Below are 13,588 nucleotides of genomic sequence, written 5' to 3'. Positions count from 1 at the left end.
AATGGCTATCGGTTCAAAGGAACTTGCAACTGATCAGCTGGACGGGTTCGACAACGAGCGTCTCGTTGAAGAACTGCGTAAGGCTAAGGAGGAGCTGTTCAACCTCCGCTTCCAGTCCGCCACCGGGCAGCTGGAAAACAACGGCCGTCTCCGCGCAGTCAAGCGCGACATCGCGCGCATCTACACGGTGCTGCGTGAGCGCGAGCTGGGAATTCGTCCCGAGGCAGTAGCTCCCGTCGAGGAAGCTGCTCCCGAAAAGAAGAAGTCCAAGAAGAAGGCTGCCGAGTCCGAAGCGACGGTTGCCGAGGATGATGCCAAATGAGCGAAAACAAGAATGAGGCAGCAGTGACAAACGACGCAAACGGAGCCGATGCCCGCGGGTACCGGAAGACCGCTCGCGGCTACGTGGTCTCGGACAAGATGGAAAAGACCATCGTTGTTGAGGTTGAAGACCGCGTGAAGCACGCACTGTACGGCAAGGTTCTTCGCCGCACGTCCAAGCGCAAGGTGCACGACGAGGAAAACTCGGCCGGCATCGGCGACATGGTTCTGATCGCTGAAACCCGCCCGCTGTCCGCTACTAAGCGGTGGCGCCTGGTCGAGATCATCGAAAAGGCCAAGTAGCCACAGGCCGAAAGGCACAGTAGCTGCAAAGCAATAAATGGCCGGTCAGCAGGACGGCAGGAACAGCCCAGGTTGTTCTTGCCGGCCCGCGGACGCCGTCCGAAGCGTCAGGGCCCCGGCCGCGAGATCAGACGATTTCGCTTCCGGGGCTCTTTCGCGATAAACTTGAAATCTTGTCTGTGCGGTGCGGAAGTGTGTCCTCTTTTGAGCGCCTTCCTCACCGCCGAATAAGACAAAAGCCCGATAATCTTGTTCAGCATGGTGCTGCGGCTTGCGCTGCAGAGCGGCCCGTCAGGGGCCGGTGCTGAGTACCAGTATTACGGGGTCCACCCATATCCGTTCCGCAAGGCTCAACTACTGAGAACCGGCGCGACGACAGGAGTACTAAGTGATTCAGCAGGAGTCGCGACTGAAGGTCGCCGACAACACGGGTGCCAAGGAAATCTTGACAATCCGCGTTCTCGGTGGATCCGGCCGTCGCTACGCAGGCATTGGCGACACCATTGTTGCCACCGTCAAGGATGCAATCCCCGGCGGCAACGTCAAGAAGGGCGATGTGGTCAAGGCCGTCATCGTCCGCACCAAGAAGGAACGCCGCCGCCAGGACGGTTCCTACATCAAGTTCGATGAGAACGCTGCAGTGATCTTGAAGAACGACGGCGACCCCCGCGGTACCCGTATCTTCGGCCCGGTCGGCCGCGAGCTTCGCGACAAGAAGTTCATGAAGATCATTTCGCTTGCTCCGGAGGTGCTGTAGACCATGGCAAAGATTAAGAAGGGTGACCTGGTTCAGGTCATCACCGGCGCAAAGGCAGAACGCGGCGGAGACCGCGGCAAGCAGGGCAAGGTACTGAAGGTTTACACCGACACGAACCGCGTCCTGGTTGAAGGCATCAACACCGTCAAGAAGCACACCAAGGTCGGCCAGTCCTCCAAGGGCTCCAAGACCGGTGGCATCGAGACCGTTGAGGCTCCCATCCACGTTTCCAACGTTGCAGTTGTTGACCCGGAAACGAAGAAGCCCACCCGCGTTGGCTACCGCACCGAAACCGTCACGAAGGACGGCCGGACCCGCACTGTGCGCATCCGCGTCGCCAAGGGCTCTGGGAAGGACCTCTAATGACTGAGACCGTCACCAAGATCGTTCCCCGTCTGAAGACCCGCTACGCAGCGGAGATCAAGAAGACTCTGCAGGACGAGTTCAACTACGCAAACGTCAACCAGGTTCCGCGCCTCGTCAAGGTCGTTGTGAACATGGGTGTTGGAGATGCCGCCAAGGACTCCAAGCTCATTGACGGTGCCGTGCGCGACCTGACCGCGATCACCGGCCAGAAGCCGCAGATCACGAAGGCACGCAAGTCGATCGCACAGTTCAAGCTGCGCGAAGGCATGCCGATCGGTGCGCACGCAACACTGCGTGGCGACCGCATGTGGGAATTCGTAGATCGCCTGGTCACCCTGGCGCTTCCGCGTATCCGCGACTTCCGCGGCCTGAGCGGCAAGCAGTTCGACGGCAACGGCAACTACACGTTCGGTCTGACCGAACAGTCGATGTTCCACGAAATCGATCAGGACAAGATCGACCGCGTACGCGGCATGGACATCACCGTGGTCACCACCGCCAAGACCGATGACGAGGGACGCGCGCTGCTCAAGGCGCTCGGCTTCCCGTTCAAATCCGAAGATTAATTACTACGTAAAAGGTCTGCTGCGCGTCACCGGTCACGCCGGTGCTGCAGCAGAAACCGTTACGAGGGAGGGCTAGAGCCCACATGACAATGACAGATCCTGTCGCAGACATGCTTACGCGTCTGCGCAATGCAAACTCGGCATACCACGATTCCGTGTCCATGCCTTACAGCAAGCTCAAAGCACGCGTTGCCGACATCCTGAAGGCCGAAGGCTACATCGCCGGCTGGAAGGAAGAAGAGGCTGAGGTTGGCAAGACGCTGACCCTGGACCTCAAGTTCGGTCCGAACCGTGAGCGCTCCATTGCCGGCATCCGCCGCATCTCCAAGCCCGGCCTGCGTGTCTACGCAAAGTCCACCAACCTGCCCCGCGTGCTGGGTGGCCTGGGTATCGCAATCCTGTCGACGTCGTCAGGTCTCCTGACCGACCGCCAGGCCGCCAAGAAGGGTGTGGGTGGGGAAGTCCTCGCCTACGTCTGGTAGCAGGGAAGGGAAAGAAAAATGTCACGTATTGGACGTCTGCCCATCTCTGTCCCCGCCGGAGTCGACGTTGCCATTGATGGCAACACCGTTACGGTCAAGGGTTCCAAGGGAGAGCTGAGCCACGTTGTGGCCAGCCCGATCACGGTTTCCCTGGACGAGAACACCATCACCGTCGCCCGCCCCAATGACGAGCGCGAATCCCGTTCCCTTCACGGCCTGACCCGCACCCTGATCAGCAACATGATCACCGGTGTGACCGAAGGCTACAAGAAGGACCTGGAAATCGTTGGCACCGGTTACCGTGTGCAGGCCAAGGGCTCGGACCTCGAGTTCGCCCTGGGCTACAGCCACCCGGTTTCCGTGAAGGCTCCGGAGGGCATCACGCTCACCGTCACGGCCCCCACGAAGCTCACTGTTTCCGGCATTGACAAGCAGCAGGTGGGCGAGGTTTCCGCCAACATCCGCAAGCTGCGCAAGCCTGACCCCTACAAGGGCAAGGGCATTCGTTACGCCGGCGAGATTGTCCGCCGCAAGGTCGGAAAGGCTGGTAAGTAACCATGGCCATCAGCATTAATAAGAAGCGCAATTCCAAGAGCAAGTCCGCTTCCCGGAGCCGCCGCCAGCTGCGGATCCGCAAGCGCATTGCCGGCACCGCGGCTCGTCCGCGCCTGGTCGTCAACCGCTCTGCCCGCCACATTTTCGTCCAGGTTGTTGATGACAACCTCGGCGTTACCGTCGCGTCCGCGTCGACCATGGAAGCAGATCTGCGTTCCATGGAGGCCGACAAGACTGCCAAGGCCAAGCGCGTCGGCGAACTCGTTGCCGAGCGCTCCAAGGCTGCCGGCGTCGAAGCCGTTGTGTTCGACCGCGGCGGCAACCGCTACCACGGCCGCATTGCGGCTGTTGCAGACGGCGCACGTGAAGGTGGGCTGGCACTGTGACCGAGGTAAACAAGGAAAAGGAAAATCAGGTGACTGAAGCTACATCTGCTGAGGCAACTGAGACCAAGGAAACCGCTGCCGCAGGCACCGACGACCGCCGCGGCGGACGCCGGGGCGAGCAGCGCTCTGACCGTGGAGGCCGTGACCGCGGCGGACGCGGCGGACGCGACGGCGGACGTAATGATGAGAAGGACAAGTTCATTGAACGCGTCGTGACCATCAACCGCGTCGCCAAGGTTGTCAAGGGTGGTCGGCGCTTCAGCTTCACCGCCCTGGTTGTTGTCGGTGACGGCAACGGCATGGTCGGCGTTGGCTACGGTAAGGCAAAGGAAGTTCCTTCGGCTATCGCCAAGGCAGTCGAGGAAGCGAAGAAGACTTTCTTCCGCGTTCCCCGCATTGGCGGCACCATCCCGCACCTCGTCCAGGGTGAAGCTGCTGCAGGCGTCGTCCTGCTGCGTCCCGCTTCCCCGGGTACCGGCGTTATCGCTGGTGGTCCGGTCCGCGCCATCCTTGAGTGCGCCGGAATCCACGACGTTCTCTCCAAGTCGCTGGGTTCCTCCAACGCGATCAACATCGTGCACGCCACGGTTGCAGCCCTTAAGGGTCTCGAAGAGCCGAAGGCAGTGGCTGCCCGCCGCGGCCTGCCGCTGGACGAAGTTGCTCCCGCAGCGATGATCCGCAACATGCAGAAGGCAGGTGCCTGATGAGTACTCCGAAGCGCGTTGCCGTCAGCTCGGCACAGCTGGAAATCACTCAGATTAAGTCCACCATCGGTGGTAAGCAGAATCAGCGAGACACGCTGCGTTCACTCGGGCTCAAGCGCATCGGCCACACCGTGGTCCGCAGTGCTGATTCCGTGACCGTTGGCATGATCAACACGGTTCCGCACCTCGTGAAGGTTGAGGAGGCGAAGTAACATGGCCGAAGAAAAGAACAATGCTCTGAAGGTCCACCACCTGCGTCCCGCACCGGGTGCCAAGACGGCTAAGACCCGTGTTGGCCGTGGTGAAGGTTCCAAGGGTAAGACTGCTGGCCGCGGTACCAAGGGTACGGCTGCCCGCTACCAGGTCAAGGCCGGTTTCGCAGGCGGGCAGCTTCCGCTGCACATGCGTCTGCCGAAGCTGCGCGGCTTCAAGAACCCGTTCAAGGTCGAATTCCAGGTTGTCAACCTGGACAAGATCTCCGAACTGTTCCCCGAAGGCGGTGAGGTCACCGTTGAGGCCCTCGTTGCCAAGGGTGCCGTGCGCAAGAACCAGCCTGTCAAGGTCCTGGGCACCGGCGACATCACCGTCAAGGTTGATGTGAAGGCTGATGCCTTCTCCGCCAGTGCTGCAGAAAAGATCGCAGCAGCAGGCGGATCGGTTACGGCGCTCTAAAGCACCGTGACGGACCGCATGATCTTCGTTCCCGGTGTCCGGTTTCTCCGGGCACCGGGGCGGGTTATGCATTCCATCTGCTGACCACTTAGCTCCGGGTGAGCCGCGCGAGCGGCCCACCGGGAGCTAAGTGTTTTTAACACGTTGGCAATCCCCGGTCACAGCTGTTGGTGCAGTTAACACAACAGCGGGTTTGAACGGATAGACTCAGTTTCTGTCACCAGTCCCGCCGGGACTCATTCCACTTCAGGATTACTTCAGGAGGACGCTTGCTTAGCGCTATTGGCCGGGCTTTCCGGACGCCAGACCTGCGACGCAAGCTGTTGTTTACGCTGGGAATCATCACTATCTTCCGCATGGGTGCGTTTATCCCGGCCCCGGGTGTTGACTACGGCAATGTGCAGCAGTGCTTGGCTCTCGGTGCCACCTCAGGCGGCCTCTATGAGTTCGTGAACCTCTTCAGCGGCGGTGCCCTGCTGCAGGTCTCAGTCTTCGCCCTCGGCATCATGCCGTACATCACCGCGAGCATCATCGTGCAGCTGCTCCGCGTCGTGATCCCGCACTTCCAGGCCCTTCATGAAGAAGGCCAGCAGGGGCAGTCCACGCTGACCCAGTACACGCGCTACCTCACGATTGCGCTGGGCCTGCTGAACGCGACCACTGTTGTGTCGCTGGCCCGCTCCGGAGCGCTGTTCAACAACATGTGCTCCGTGCCGATCATCCCCGATGACAGCATCATTACCATCCTCCTGCTCATCATCACCCTGACGGCCGGCACCGGCCTGATCATGTGGATGGGCGAGCTGGTAACGGAAAAGGGCGTCGGCAACGGCATGTCCCTGCTCATCTTCACCTCGATCGTCGCGAGCTTCCCCAGCGCCCTGGGCGCCATCCTCTCGGCACAGGGCTGGACCGTGTTCCTGGGCGTGATCGTGATCGGAATCGTCACGGTGGCCCTGGTCATCTTCGTTGAACAGTCCCAGCGCCGGATCCCCGTCCAGTACGCCAAGCGCATGGTTGGACGGCGCACCGTAGGCGGCACCAACACCTACATCCCGATCAAGGTCAACATGGCCGGCGTGATCCCCGTGATCTTTGCGTCCTCCATGCTGTACCTGCCTTCGCTGCTGGCCCAGTTCAACACCCCGTCCGACGGCACCGCTCCGCCGGAATGGGTGGTCTGGATCAACAACTACCTGACATCGGGCGACCACCCGCTGTACATGGCCGTGTACTTCCTGATGATCGTGTTCTTCACGTACTTCTATGTGTCGATCACCTTCAACCCTGAAGAAGTCTCGGAGAACATGAAGAAATACGGCGGTTTCATTCCCGGCATCCGTGCCGGCCGCCCCACCGCCGAATACCTGCAGTACGTGCTTTCCCGCATTACCCTGCCCGGCGCCCTCTATTTGGGCCTTGTTGCCCTTATTCCGCTGATTGCCCTGGTGCTGGTCGGGGCAAACCAGAACTTCCCGTTCGGCGGAACCTCGATCCTCATCATGGTTGGTGTGGGCCTCGAGACGGTCAAACAAATTGACGCACAGCTTCAGCAACGTCACTACGAAGGGTTATTGCGATGACACGACTGCTCATTATCGGGCCTCCCGGCGCCGGCAAGGGAACACAGGCTTCCCGGATCTCGGACCGCCTCGGTATCGCAGCCATCTCCACTGGTGACATCTTCCGCTCCAACGTCAAAAACCTGACGCCGCTGGGCGTCGAGGCCAAGAAGTACATCGACGCCGGCAACTTTGTTCCCGACGAGGTCACGAACAACATGGTCCGTTCGCGCCTCAAGGAAGACGACGTCACCGAAGGCTTCCTGCTCGACGGTTACCCGCGGACCACGGCACAGGTGGAAGAGCTCGACGACATCCTGGCTTCCAGCAACCAGAAGCTCGATGCTGTCCTGCTGCTGACCGCCGATGACGAGGAACTCGTGGCCCGCCTGCTGAAGCGGGCGGAAATCGAAGGCCGCACGGACGATAACGAAGAAGTCATCCGCCACCGCCTCGACCTCTACAAGCAGCAGACGGCCGACGTCGTCGCACGCTACGAGGACCGCGGCATCGTCACCCGTGTCAACGGCCTGGGCGATATCGACGAAGTCACCGAGCGCGTGATGCAGGCGCTCAAGGACCACAGCTAACAGATAGAAGGCGAGACGTTGGCCCAGCCACGGATCCAGTACAAATCCAACGCACAGATGCGCACCATGCGGGAAGCCGGCCTGGTGCTGATCAAAGCCCTGGACGCAGCGGTCGCAGCCGCCCGCCCGGGAGTGACCACGGCTGATCTGGACAAGGTTTTTGCTGGGGTCCTGGCTGAAGCCGGTGCCACGTCAAACTTCCTCGGGTACTACGGTTTCCCGGCGACCATCTGCACCTCGGTCAATGAGGAAGTCGTCCACGGCATTCCCGGTTCCCGGGTGCTGGGCGACGGCGACATCATCTCCATCGACGGCGGTGCGGTTGTCAACGGATGGCATTCGGACTCAGCCCGGACCGTCATCGTCGGAACGGCCGATCCCGAGGACCAGCGCCTCTCCGACGTCACCGAGAACGCCATGTGGCACGGCATCGCAGCCGCTGCGAAGGGCCGCTTCGTGGGTGACATTGGTGCCGCCGTGGATGACTACGTCAGCAGCGTGCCGGGGAAGCCCCTGGGCATCCTCGAGGACTATGTAGGCCACGGCATCGGCTCGGAAATGCACCAGGCGCCGGATGTGCTCAATTACCGGACCAGCCACCGGGGCCCGAAGCTCAAGCTCGGAATGTGCCTGGCGATCGAACCAATGCTGGTGCGCGGCGGAATCGAAACCCGGACGCTGGAGGATGACTGGACAGTCGTCACCACCGACGGCGCCCGCTCCTGCCAGTGGGAACACTCCGTGGCCATCCATGAGAAGGGCATCTGGGTGCTGACAGCCCCCGACGGCGGTGCCTCCCGGCTGGCGCCGCTGGGTGTTACTCCGGTGCCGATTCCCTAGCAGCTGTTTTGTGAAAGGCCCGTTCCGCCTCTTGGCGGAACGGGCCTTTCGCGTCTCCGGGCTGCCCGGCACCCCTGGAGGCTAACGCTGAGACCACCGGACTAATCCGGCACAGGCGCAGTGTCCGTCACAAAATGAACGCCGGCTGAACGGACGCTGAAAGCCTGGGCAACGCGTGCTGAAGACTCTCCGCAAAGCGGTTTTTTACCGTTTTGCGGGGCCCTGGCGAACCTACGCTGAAGGCATCCACCAACTGCCGACGAAGGTTCTTCGCCCCATGTCATCTTCCACTTTGTCCCCGGCGCTGGCAGCGCACCCGGAGCGCTCAGCGCCCGGCAGCTCCAGCCCCGGGGGAGGGCCACCGGCACCCCGGACCAGCCGGCCGGCCGCCCGGACCTCCCGGCGGCGCAGCAACTGGCTGCTGTTCCTCCTGCTTGCCGGCCCCAACATCGCGCTGCTGCTGGTTTTTACCTACAAGCCGCTGCTGCAGTCCCTCTACTTTTCCACCCTCCAGTGGAACATCGGCTCCAGTATCGCCAGGCCCGTGGGCCTGCGGAATTACACGGACTGGCTCACCGCATCCTCCACGCCCCAGATCGTGGGCGTCACGGTCATCTTTACCCTGGCCACAGTCGGCGGCGGCATGGTCATTGGGCTGCTCCTGGCCCTGCTGCTCAACGGCAGGCTCAAGCTCCGGGGAGCGGCCAGGACGATCATCGTTGCGCCGTATGTGTTGTCCGGCGTCGCGGTGGGACTGCTCTGGCTGTTTGTCTTCGACCCGAACTTCGGCGTCACCTCGGCGCTGCTGAAAGCACTCGGTATGCAGTCCCCGGACTGGTACAACGATCCGGACTACGCACTCGCCATGGTGATCATCGTCTACCTCTGGAAAAACGTCGGCTATGTGGCGCTCATCTACCTGGCCGGGCTCCAGGCCATCCCGAAGGATCTGCTCGAAGCAGCCTCCCTGGACGGCGCTGGACGGATCCGCCGGCTCTTCGGGATCGTCCTTCCGCTGCTCGGCCCCACAACGTTCTTCCTCTCGGTGACCACCCTGCTCAGCTCGCTGCAGTCCTTTGACATCATCCAGGCGATGACCAAGGGCGGACCGCTGGAAGGCACCACCACCATGATGTACCAGATCTACCAGGAGGGGTTCAGCAACGGAACGGCAGGGTACTCCTCGGCGATCGCCACCATCCTCTTTGTGGTGCTGCTGGCCATCACCCTGGTCCAGCTCAAATTCGTAGAAAAGAAGGTGCACTACTCATGAGCCGCACCCGGATTGCCGGTTACGGCACCCTGCTGGCCGCCGTCGCCGTGATGGTCCTGCCGTTGGCCTGGATGCTGCTGGCCAGCTTCAAGGAACCCGACGAAATCTACACCGTTCCCATTCAGTGGTTCCCGGCCGCGTGGGACCTTTCCAACTATGCCGACGCCCTGGAACGCGTGCCGTTCGGCAGCTTCTTCGCGAACTCGCTCCTGGTGACCTTCATCGGCGCCTCGCTCAAGATCTTCCTGGGCCTGACGACGGCGTATGCACTCGTGTTCCTGGACGTTCCGTTCAAGAAGGTGTTCTTCGCAGTGGTGATCTTCGCGCTCCTGATTCCCCAGCAGATCGTGATCATCCCCAACTACACCCTGGTCGCAGGGCTGGGGTGGCTGAACACCTACCAGGGCATGATCCTTCCGGGACTGGCCAGCGCGTTCGGCACCTTCCTGTTCCGCCAGCATTTCCTTTCGCTTCCCGCCTCAGTGCTGGAAGCGGCAGGGCTCGACGGCGCCGGGCACCTGCGGAGGCTCTTCCAGTTCGTGGTGCCAATGTCCGCGCCGACCATCGCCGCCGTCGCCCTAGTCTCGGTGGTCAACGAATGGAACGAATACCTGTGGCCGCTGCTGGTCGTGGACAAGGCGGAGATGATGACCCTCCCCGTCGGCCTGACCCTGCTGCAGAACAACGACGGCGTCACCAACTGGGGCGTGCTGATGGCGGGCACGGTCCTGGTCACCGTGCCGGTGCTTGCCCTCTTCTTTGTGCTCCAGCGCCGGATTGTCTCCGGCCTGACTGCCGGCGCCGTCACGGGCTAAGGCCCCGCCGCCAACCTCTTCCCGACCCGCCCTTTCCACCAATCCGTCCGCAAGACCCAAAACCCAAGAAGGTAACCATGAACAAGCGACTCGCCCCTGCCTCCCTTCCCGCCGCCGGACTCTCCCGCCGCAACATCCTTGCCCTTGCCGGAATCCTCGGAGGTGCTGCCGCCCTGGCCGCCTGCGGCGGACCCTCCACTGCCGGTGAAGGCGGAGCTGTAAAGGCCGCCGGGACTGACTGGTCCGCGGTGACCCCGGCGAAGAAGATCACCTGGTGGTCCAACCACCCCGGAGCCTCCAAGCCGATTGAAGAGGAACTGATCCGGCGGTTCACCCAGGAATCGGGTATCGAGGTGGAGCTGGTCACGGCCGGCGCCAACTACGACGAAGTCGCCCAGCGCTTCCAATCCTCGGCCGGCACGGACAACGTTCCGGACCTGGTCGGTGCCAGCGACGTCTGGTGGTTCCGCTACATGATCAACGGCCAGATCATCCCAGTGGACAGCCTCGCAGCGCACCTGGAAATCGACACCACGGATTACAACACCGGACTGTACAACGACTACCAGTTCGGCGAGGATCACTGGGCCTTCCCCTACGCCCGGTCCACGCCGCTGTTCTACTACAACCGGGACCTCTTCAAAGCCGCCGGCCTGCCCGACCGCGCCCCGAAGACCTGGACCGAATACAACGAGTGGGCACCGGCCCTGGCCGCAGCCAACAACGGGGCAGTGCCGATGTCCCTGGGGAAGGGCACCTCCTGGTCCGCCTGGTGGTTCTGCAACATCATGTGGGGCCTGGGCGGCTCCTACTCCGACGAGTGGACGCTGACGCTTGACGACCCGAAGACGATTGAGGCCGGCGAATTCCTCCGCCGCATGATGAACCAGGACAAAACCCTCACCGTGTCCGCCGCTGACTACGTTGCCGACTTCACGGCAGGGGTCAGCACCTGCACCATTGCTTCCACCGGATCACTGACCGGCATCCTGGAAGCCGCGAAGTTCGACGTCGGCACCGGGTTCCTGCCCGAAGGCCCGGAAGGTGCAGCCTGCCCGACCGGCGGCACCGGCATCGCCATCGCAGCGGACAAGACTCCGGAACAGCAGCTGGCAGCAGCAATGTTCCTGAAGTTCATCGGCGAACCGGAACAGACCGCCTACTTCTCGGCGAACACCGGGTACATGCCGGTGCGCACCTCCGCAGCCGACGGCGAAACCATGAAGGCCGTGTACGCGAAGGCGCCGCAGTTCCGGACGGCAGTCGACCAGCTGGCCACCACCCGGGTGCAGGACTGGGCACGCTCCTTCGTCCCCTCCGGCGACCAGGCACTGACCACCGCGCTGGAGAAAATCATGCTGCAGGACACCCCGGCGGCTGAGGCCTTCGCGGCAGCAGCGGAAGCCATCGGCAAGTCCTTTGAACAGAACGTCGAGCCGTACCTGTGAACCTTCCGCTGACCGGCCCCGGGGAGATGCTGAACATTGCCCACCGTGGAAACTCCTCGCAGGCCCCCGAAAACACCCTGGCCGCCTTCGCCTCAGCGGCGGCGGCCGGGGCCGGAATGATCGAGACCGACCTGCAGCTCAGCTCCGACGGCACCGCCATGCTCATCCATGACGCCAGCCTCTCCCGGACCGCCGGCAGCGGTGCGCTGGTGGGGCGGACACCGGCCGCCCGGCTGCGGGAAGCCGACGCCGGTTCCTGGTTCGCGCCGGAGTTTTCCGGCCAGCGGATCCCGGATCTGTTTGATCTGGTTGCCTTCGCGGCAGAACATCCGGAGGTGGCCTGGCTGCTGGAGTTCAAGGGGGAGTGGACCGCCGGCGGGCTGGCCTCCGTGGCGGAACAGCTGCGGGCCGCCGGGCTGGGCGCCCGCTGCCTGCTCCAGGGATTCTCCCGTCAGACGGTGCGGAACCTCTTCGCCGCGGCACCGGACCTGGAGCGGGGGCTGCTGATCGCCGCGGCGCCAGGGCCGGAACAGGAAACCGAGCTGCTGGACTTCCTGGCCGGGGTCGAAGCCACCGCCTGCAATCCGCATGGCGCTGTCCTTGCGGCCGCTCCGGGCCTGGTGGAAACCCTGCATACCAACGGGCAGCGGGTCTACACTTGGACGCTGAACGAACAGTCTCATTGGGCAGCAGCGGCCGCGGCCGGTGTGGACGGAATTATCACGGACCGTCCCGCTGAACTGCAGGGCTGGATGCGGCAGTCCGCCGGGGCCGGGAGTGCTGCGGGGATTTAACTTATCGGGCATCGTACCGTAGAGTTATCTGTTGGTTGTCTCTACATTCGTGCCCTTTTCCATCCGGTATTTTCCGGGCGGGCGGGGCACAGTGGGACCGCCAAAAACCAAAACCGCTGCCCGCGCAAACAAGGGCGGCACAGACGTTAGCGGAGGATATGGCCAAGAAAGACGGCGTCATAGAGATTGAGGGCTCGGTCAACGAAGCCCTGCCCAATGCGATGTTCCGCGTTGAGCTGGCCAACGGCCACATTGTGCTCGCACACATCTCGGGAAAGATGCGTCAACACTACATTCGCATCCTCCCCGGAGACCGCGTTGTGGTGGAACTTAGCCCGTACGACCTCACCCGGGGCCGTATCGTCTACCGCTACAAGTAACAACAAGGCTCCGGTGTTTTCCGAAGGGAGACCCGGAGTTCATCCCTGCAACCACGCAAAGGAAAACCATGAAGGTCCAGCCGAGCGTCAAGCAGATCTGCGATAAGTGCAAGGTGATTCGCCGTAACGGCCGAGTCATGGTGATCTGCGAGAACCCGCGCCACAAGCAGCGCCAGGGCTAATTAGCGGTTTTCGTCCAAGGACCCGCAGGGGGCCTTCGGGCACGCTAAGCCCACGCGTAGTAGTAATTGAATATGGCAGTACAGCGTCTGATACGCGTGACGCATACCCCCGGCACGGAGGCCGGGGACCTGGAAACGGGGACGTACTGCCTCAGACCTCCGGTAATACAAAAGGAGAACCGCCAATATGGCACGTCTCGCCGGCGTAGACATTCCCCGCGAAAAGCGGGTTGTCATTGCGCTTACCTACATCTACGGCGTGGGCAAGACCCGTGCAGAGCTGACCTTGGCAGAGACCGGCATCAGCCCGGACACTCGCGTCAAGGACCTCACCGATGCTGAGCTCGTTCAGCTGCGTGACTACATCGAGGGCAACTTCAAGGTTGAGGGTGACCTCCGCCGCGAGGTAGCAGCAGATATCCGCCGCAAGGTTGAGATTGGCAGCTACCAGGGCATCCGCCACCGCCGCGGCATGCCTGTCCACGGCCAGCGCACCAAGACCAACGCTCGTACCCGCAAGGGCCCGAAGCGCACAGTTGCCGGTAAGAAGAAGGCCGGCCGCTAAATAACGCGGTCCAGGCCATGACCTGCA

21 protein-coding genes are annotated in these 13,588 nt (G+C 62.4%); all 21 read left to right on the top strand.

What is annotated here, in order from left to right:
• The first annotated feature begins 1 nt into the window (after nucleotide 1).
• The 21 genes from rpmC to rpsM all read left to right on the top strand — a co-directional run bounded on the left by rpmC (nucleotide 2) and on the right by rpsM (nucleotide 13,561).
• Nucleotides 2-322, top strand: a complete 321-nt coding sequence (gene rpmC, locus AL3_RS01960) for a 50S ribosomal protein L29 (protein WP_066295918.1) — start codon at nucleotides 2-4, stop codon at nucleotides 320-322.
• Nucleotides 319-624, top strand: coding sequence for a 30S ribosomal protein S17 (gene rpsQ, locus AL3_RS01955; RefSeq protein WP_066295916.1), 306 nt, complete (start codon nucleotides 319-321; stop codon nucleotides 622-624). The genes rpmC and rpsQ overlap by 4 nt, the downstream gene beginning before the upstream one ends.
• A gap of 388 nt (nucleotides 625-1,012) precedes the next feature.
• Complete coding sequence (gene rplN / locus AL3_RS01950) at nucleotides 1,013-1,381, top strand: 50S ribosomal protein L14 (RefSeq protein ID WP_055239356.1); 369 nt, start codon at nucleotides 1,013-1,015, stop codon at nucleotides 1,379-1,381.
• 3 nt (nucleotides 1,382-1,384) lie between these two features.
• Nucleotides 1,385-1,744, top strand: coding sequence for a 50S ribosomal protein L24 (gene rplX, locus AL3_RS01945; protein WP_066295915.1), 360 nt, complete (start codon nucleotides 1,385-1,387; stop codon nucleotides 1,742-1,744).
• Nucleotides 1,744-2,313: a 50S ribosomal protein L5 gene (gene rplE, locus AL3_RS01940; protein WP_066295909.1), complete on the top strand. Its 570-nt coding sequence runs from the start codon at nucleotides 1,744-1,746 to the stop codon at nucleotides 2,311-2,313. Before rplX ends, rplE begins: the two co-directional genes overlap by 1 nt.
• A gap of 83 nt (nucleotides 2,314-2,396) precedes the next feature.
• A complete protein-coding gene (gene rpsH, locus AL3_RS01935) occupies nucleotides 2,397-2,795 on the top strand; it encodes a 30S ribosomal protein S8 (protein WP_066295906.1) in 399 nt (132 codons plus the stop codon).
• Nucleotides 2,796-2,813: 18 nt separating this feature from the next.
• Nucleotides 2,814-3,350, top strand: a complete 537-nt coding sequence (gene rplF, locus AL3_RS01930; RefSeq protein ID WP_066295904.1) for a 50S ribosomal protein L6 — start codon at nucleotides 2,814-2,816, stop codon at nucleotides 3,348-3,350.
• A 2-nt stretch (nucleotides 3,351-3,352) separates the two neighbouring features.
• Nucleotides 3,353-3,736: a 50S ribosomal protein L18 gene (rplR, locus tag AL3_RS01925; protein ID WP_066295900.1), complete on the top strand. Its 384-nt coding sequence runs from the start codon at nucleotides 3,353-3,355 to the stop codon at nucleotides 3,734-3,736.
• 29 nt (nucleotides 3,737-3,765) lie between these two features.
• Nucleotides 3,766-4,440, top strand: a complete 675-nt coding sequence (gene rpsE / locus AL3_RS01920) for a 30S ribosomal protein S5 (protein ID WP_174522105.1) — start codon at nucleotides 3,766-3,768, stop codon at nucleotides 4,438-4,440.
• Nucleotides 4,440-4,652: a 50S ribosomal protein L30 gene (gene rpmD, locus AL3_RS01915; RefSeq protein ID WP_066295895.1), complete on the top strand. Its 213-nt coding sequence runs from the start codon at nucleotides 4,440-4,442 to the stop codon at nucleotides 4,650-4,652. Before rpsE ends, rpmD begins: the two co-directional genes overlap by 1 nt.
• 1 nt (nucleotide 4,653) lies before the next feature.
• Complete coding sequence (gene rplO / locus AL3_RS01910; RefSeq protein ID WP_066295893.1) at nucleotides 4,654-5,112, top strand: 50S ribosomal protein L15; 459 nt, start codon at nucleotides 4,654-4,656, stop codon at nucleotides 5,110-5,112.
• Nucleotides 5,113-5,381: 269 nt separating this feature from the next.
• Entirely contained in the window at nucleotides 5,382-6,695 is a 1,314-nt protein-coding gene (gene secY, locus AL3_RS01905) for a preprotein translocase subunit SecY (protein WP_066295891.1), read from the top strand.
• Entirely contained in the window at nucleotides 6,692-7,264 is a 573-nt protein-coding gene (locus AL3_RS01900; protein WP_066295889.1) for an adenylate kinase, read from the top strand. Before secY ends, AL3_RS01900 begins: the two co-directional genes overlap by 4 nt.
• An 18-nt stretch (nucleotides 7,265-7,282) precedes the next feature.
• Complete coding sequence (gene map / locus AL3_RS01895) at nucleotides 7,283-8,104, top strand: type I methionyl aminopeptidase (protein ID WP_255220881.1); 822 nt, start codon at nucleotides 7,283-7,285, stop codon at nucleotides 8,102-8,104.
• A 277-nt stretch (nucleotides 8,105-8,381) separates the two neighbouring features.
• On the top strand, nucleotides 8,382-9,377 hold the full coding sequence (locus AL3_RS01890; protein ID WP_066295888.1) for a carbohydrate ABC transporter permease: 996 nt from the start codon (nucleotides 8,382-8,384) through the stop codon (nucleotides 9,375-9,377).
• Nucleotides 9,374-10,192: a carbohydrate ABC transporter permease gene (locus tag AL3_RS01885; RefSeq protein WP_066295885.1), complete on the top strand. Its 819-nt coding sequence runs from the start codon at nucleotides 9,374-9,376 to the stop codon at nucleotides 10,190-10,192. The genes AL3_RS01890 and AL3_RS01885 overlap by 4 nt, the downstream gene beginning before the upstream one ends.
• A gap of 77 nt (nucleotides 10,193-10,269) precedes the next feature.
• A complete protein-coding gene (locus AL3_RS01880) occupies nucleotides 10,270-11,640 on the top strand; it encodes an ABC transporter substrate-binding protein (RefSeq protein ID WP_066295883.1) in 1,371 nt (456 codons plus the stop codon).
• A complete protein-coding gene (locus tag AL3_RS01875) occupies nucleotides 11,637-12,434 on the top strand; it encodes a glycerophosphodiester phosphodiesterase (RefSeq protein WP_066295881.1) in 798 nt (265 codons plus the stop codon). Before AL3_RS01880 ends, AL3_RS01875 begins: the two co-directional genes overlap by 4 nt.
• Nucleotides 12,435-12,592: 158 nt before the next feature.
• Nucleotides 12,593-12,814, top strand: coding sequence for a translation initiation factor IF-1 (gene infA, locus AL3_RS01870; protein ID WP_055239372.1), 222 nt, complete (start codon nucleotides 12,593-12,595; stop codon nucleotides 12,812-12,814).
• 68 nt (nucleotides 12,815-12,882) lie between these two features.
• Complete coding sequence (gene rpmJ / locus AL3_RS01865) at nucleotides 12,883-12,996, top strand: 50S ribosomal protein L36 (RefSeq protein WP_012397712.1); 114 nt, start codon at nucleotides 12,883-12,885, stop codon at nucleotides 12,994-12,996.
• A 187-nt stretch (nucleotides 12,997-13,183) separates the two neighbouring features.
• Nucleotides 13,184-13,561: a 30S ribosomal protein S13 gene (rpsM, locus tag AL3_RS01860; protein WP_066295877.1), complete on the top strand. Its 378-nt coding sequence runs from the start codon at nucleotides 13,184-13,186 to the stop codon at nucleotides 13,559-13,561.
• The last annotated feature ends 27 nt before the right edge of the window (nucleotides 13,562-13,588 follow it).

Origin of the sequence: Arthrobacter luteolus NBRC 107841 (assembly GCF_001552075.1) — a bacterium.
Classification (GTDB): Bacteria; Actinomycetota; Actinomycetes; order Actinomycetales; family Micrococcaceae; genus Arthrobacter_B; species Arthrobacter_B luteolus.
Note: the sequence above shows the minus strand (reverse complement) of the source record. Positions and strands in the feature narration are given on the sequence as shown.

Coding starts and splice junctions, on each gene's coding strand:
- rpmC (WP_066295918.1), top strand. CDS start 2: ATGGCTATCGGTTCAAAGGAACTTGCAACTGATCAGCTGGACGGGTTC.
- rpsQ (WP_066295916.1), top strand. CDS start 319: ATGAGCGAAAACAAGAATGAGGCAGCAGTGACAAACGACGCAAACGGA.
- rplX (WP_066295915.1), top strand. CDS start 1,385: ATGGCAAAGATTAAGAAGGGTGACCTGGTTCAGGTCATCACCGGCGCA.
- rplE (WP_066295909.1), top strand. CDS start 1,744: ATGACTGAGACCGTCACCAAGATCGTTCCCCGTCTGAAGACCCGCTAC.
- rpsH (WP_066295906.1), top strand. CDS start 2,397: ATGACAATGACAGATCCTGTCGCAGACATGCTTACGCGTCTGCGCAAT.
- rplF (WP_066295904.1), top strand. CDS start 2,814: ATGTCACGTATTGGACGTCTGCCCATCTCTGTCCCCGCCGGAGTCGAC.
- rplR (WP_066295900.1), top strand. CDS start 3,353: ATGGCCATCAGCATTAATAAGAAGCGCAATTCCAAGAGCAAGTCCGCT.
- rpmD (WP_066295895.1), top strand. CDS start 4,440: ATGAGTACTCCGAAGCGCGTTGCCGTCAGCTCGGCACAGCTGGAAATC.
- rplO (WP_066295893.1), top strand. CDS start 4,654: ATGGCCGAAGAAAAGAACAATGCTCTGAAGGTCCACCACCTGCGTCCC.
- AL3_RS01900 (WP_066295889.1), top strand. CDS start 6,692: ATGACACGACTGCTCATTATCGGGCCTCCCGGCGCCGGCAAGGGAACA.
- AL3_RS01890 (WP_066295888.1), top strand. CDS start 8,382: ATGTCATCTTCCACTTTGTCCCCGGCGCTGGCAGCGCACCCGGAGCGC.
- AL3_RS01885 (WP_066295885.1), top strand. CDS start 9,374: ATGAGCCGCACCCGGATTGCCGGTTACGGCACCCTGCTGGCCGCCGTC.
- AL3_RS01880 (WP_066295883.1), top strand. CDS start 10,270: ATGAACAAGCGACTCGCCCCTGCCTCCCTTCCCGCCGCCGGACTCTCC.
- infA (WP_055239372.1), top strand. CDS start 12,593: ATGGCCAAGAAAGACGGCGTCATAGAGATTGAGGGCTCGGTCAACGAA.
- rpmJ (WP_012397712.1), top strand. CDS start 12,883: ATGAAGGTCCAGCCGAGCGTCAAGCAGATCTGCGATAAGTGCAAGGTG.
- rpsM (WP_066295877.1), top strand. CDS start 13,184: ATGGCACGTCTCGCCGGCGTAGACATTCCCCGCGAAAAGCGGGTTGTC.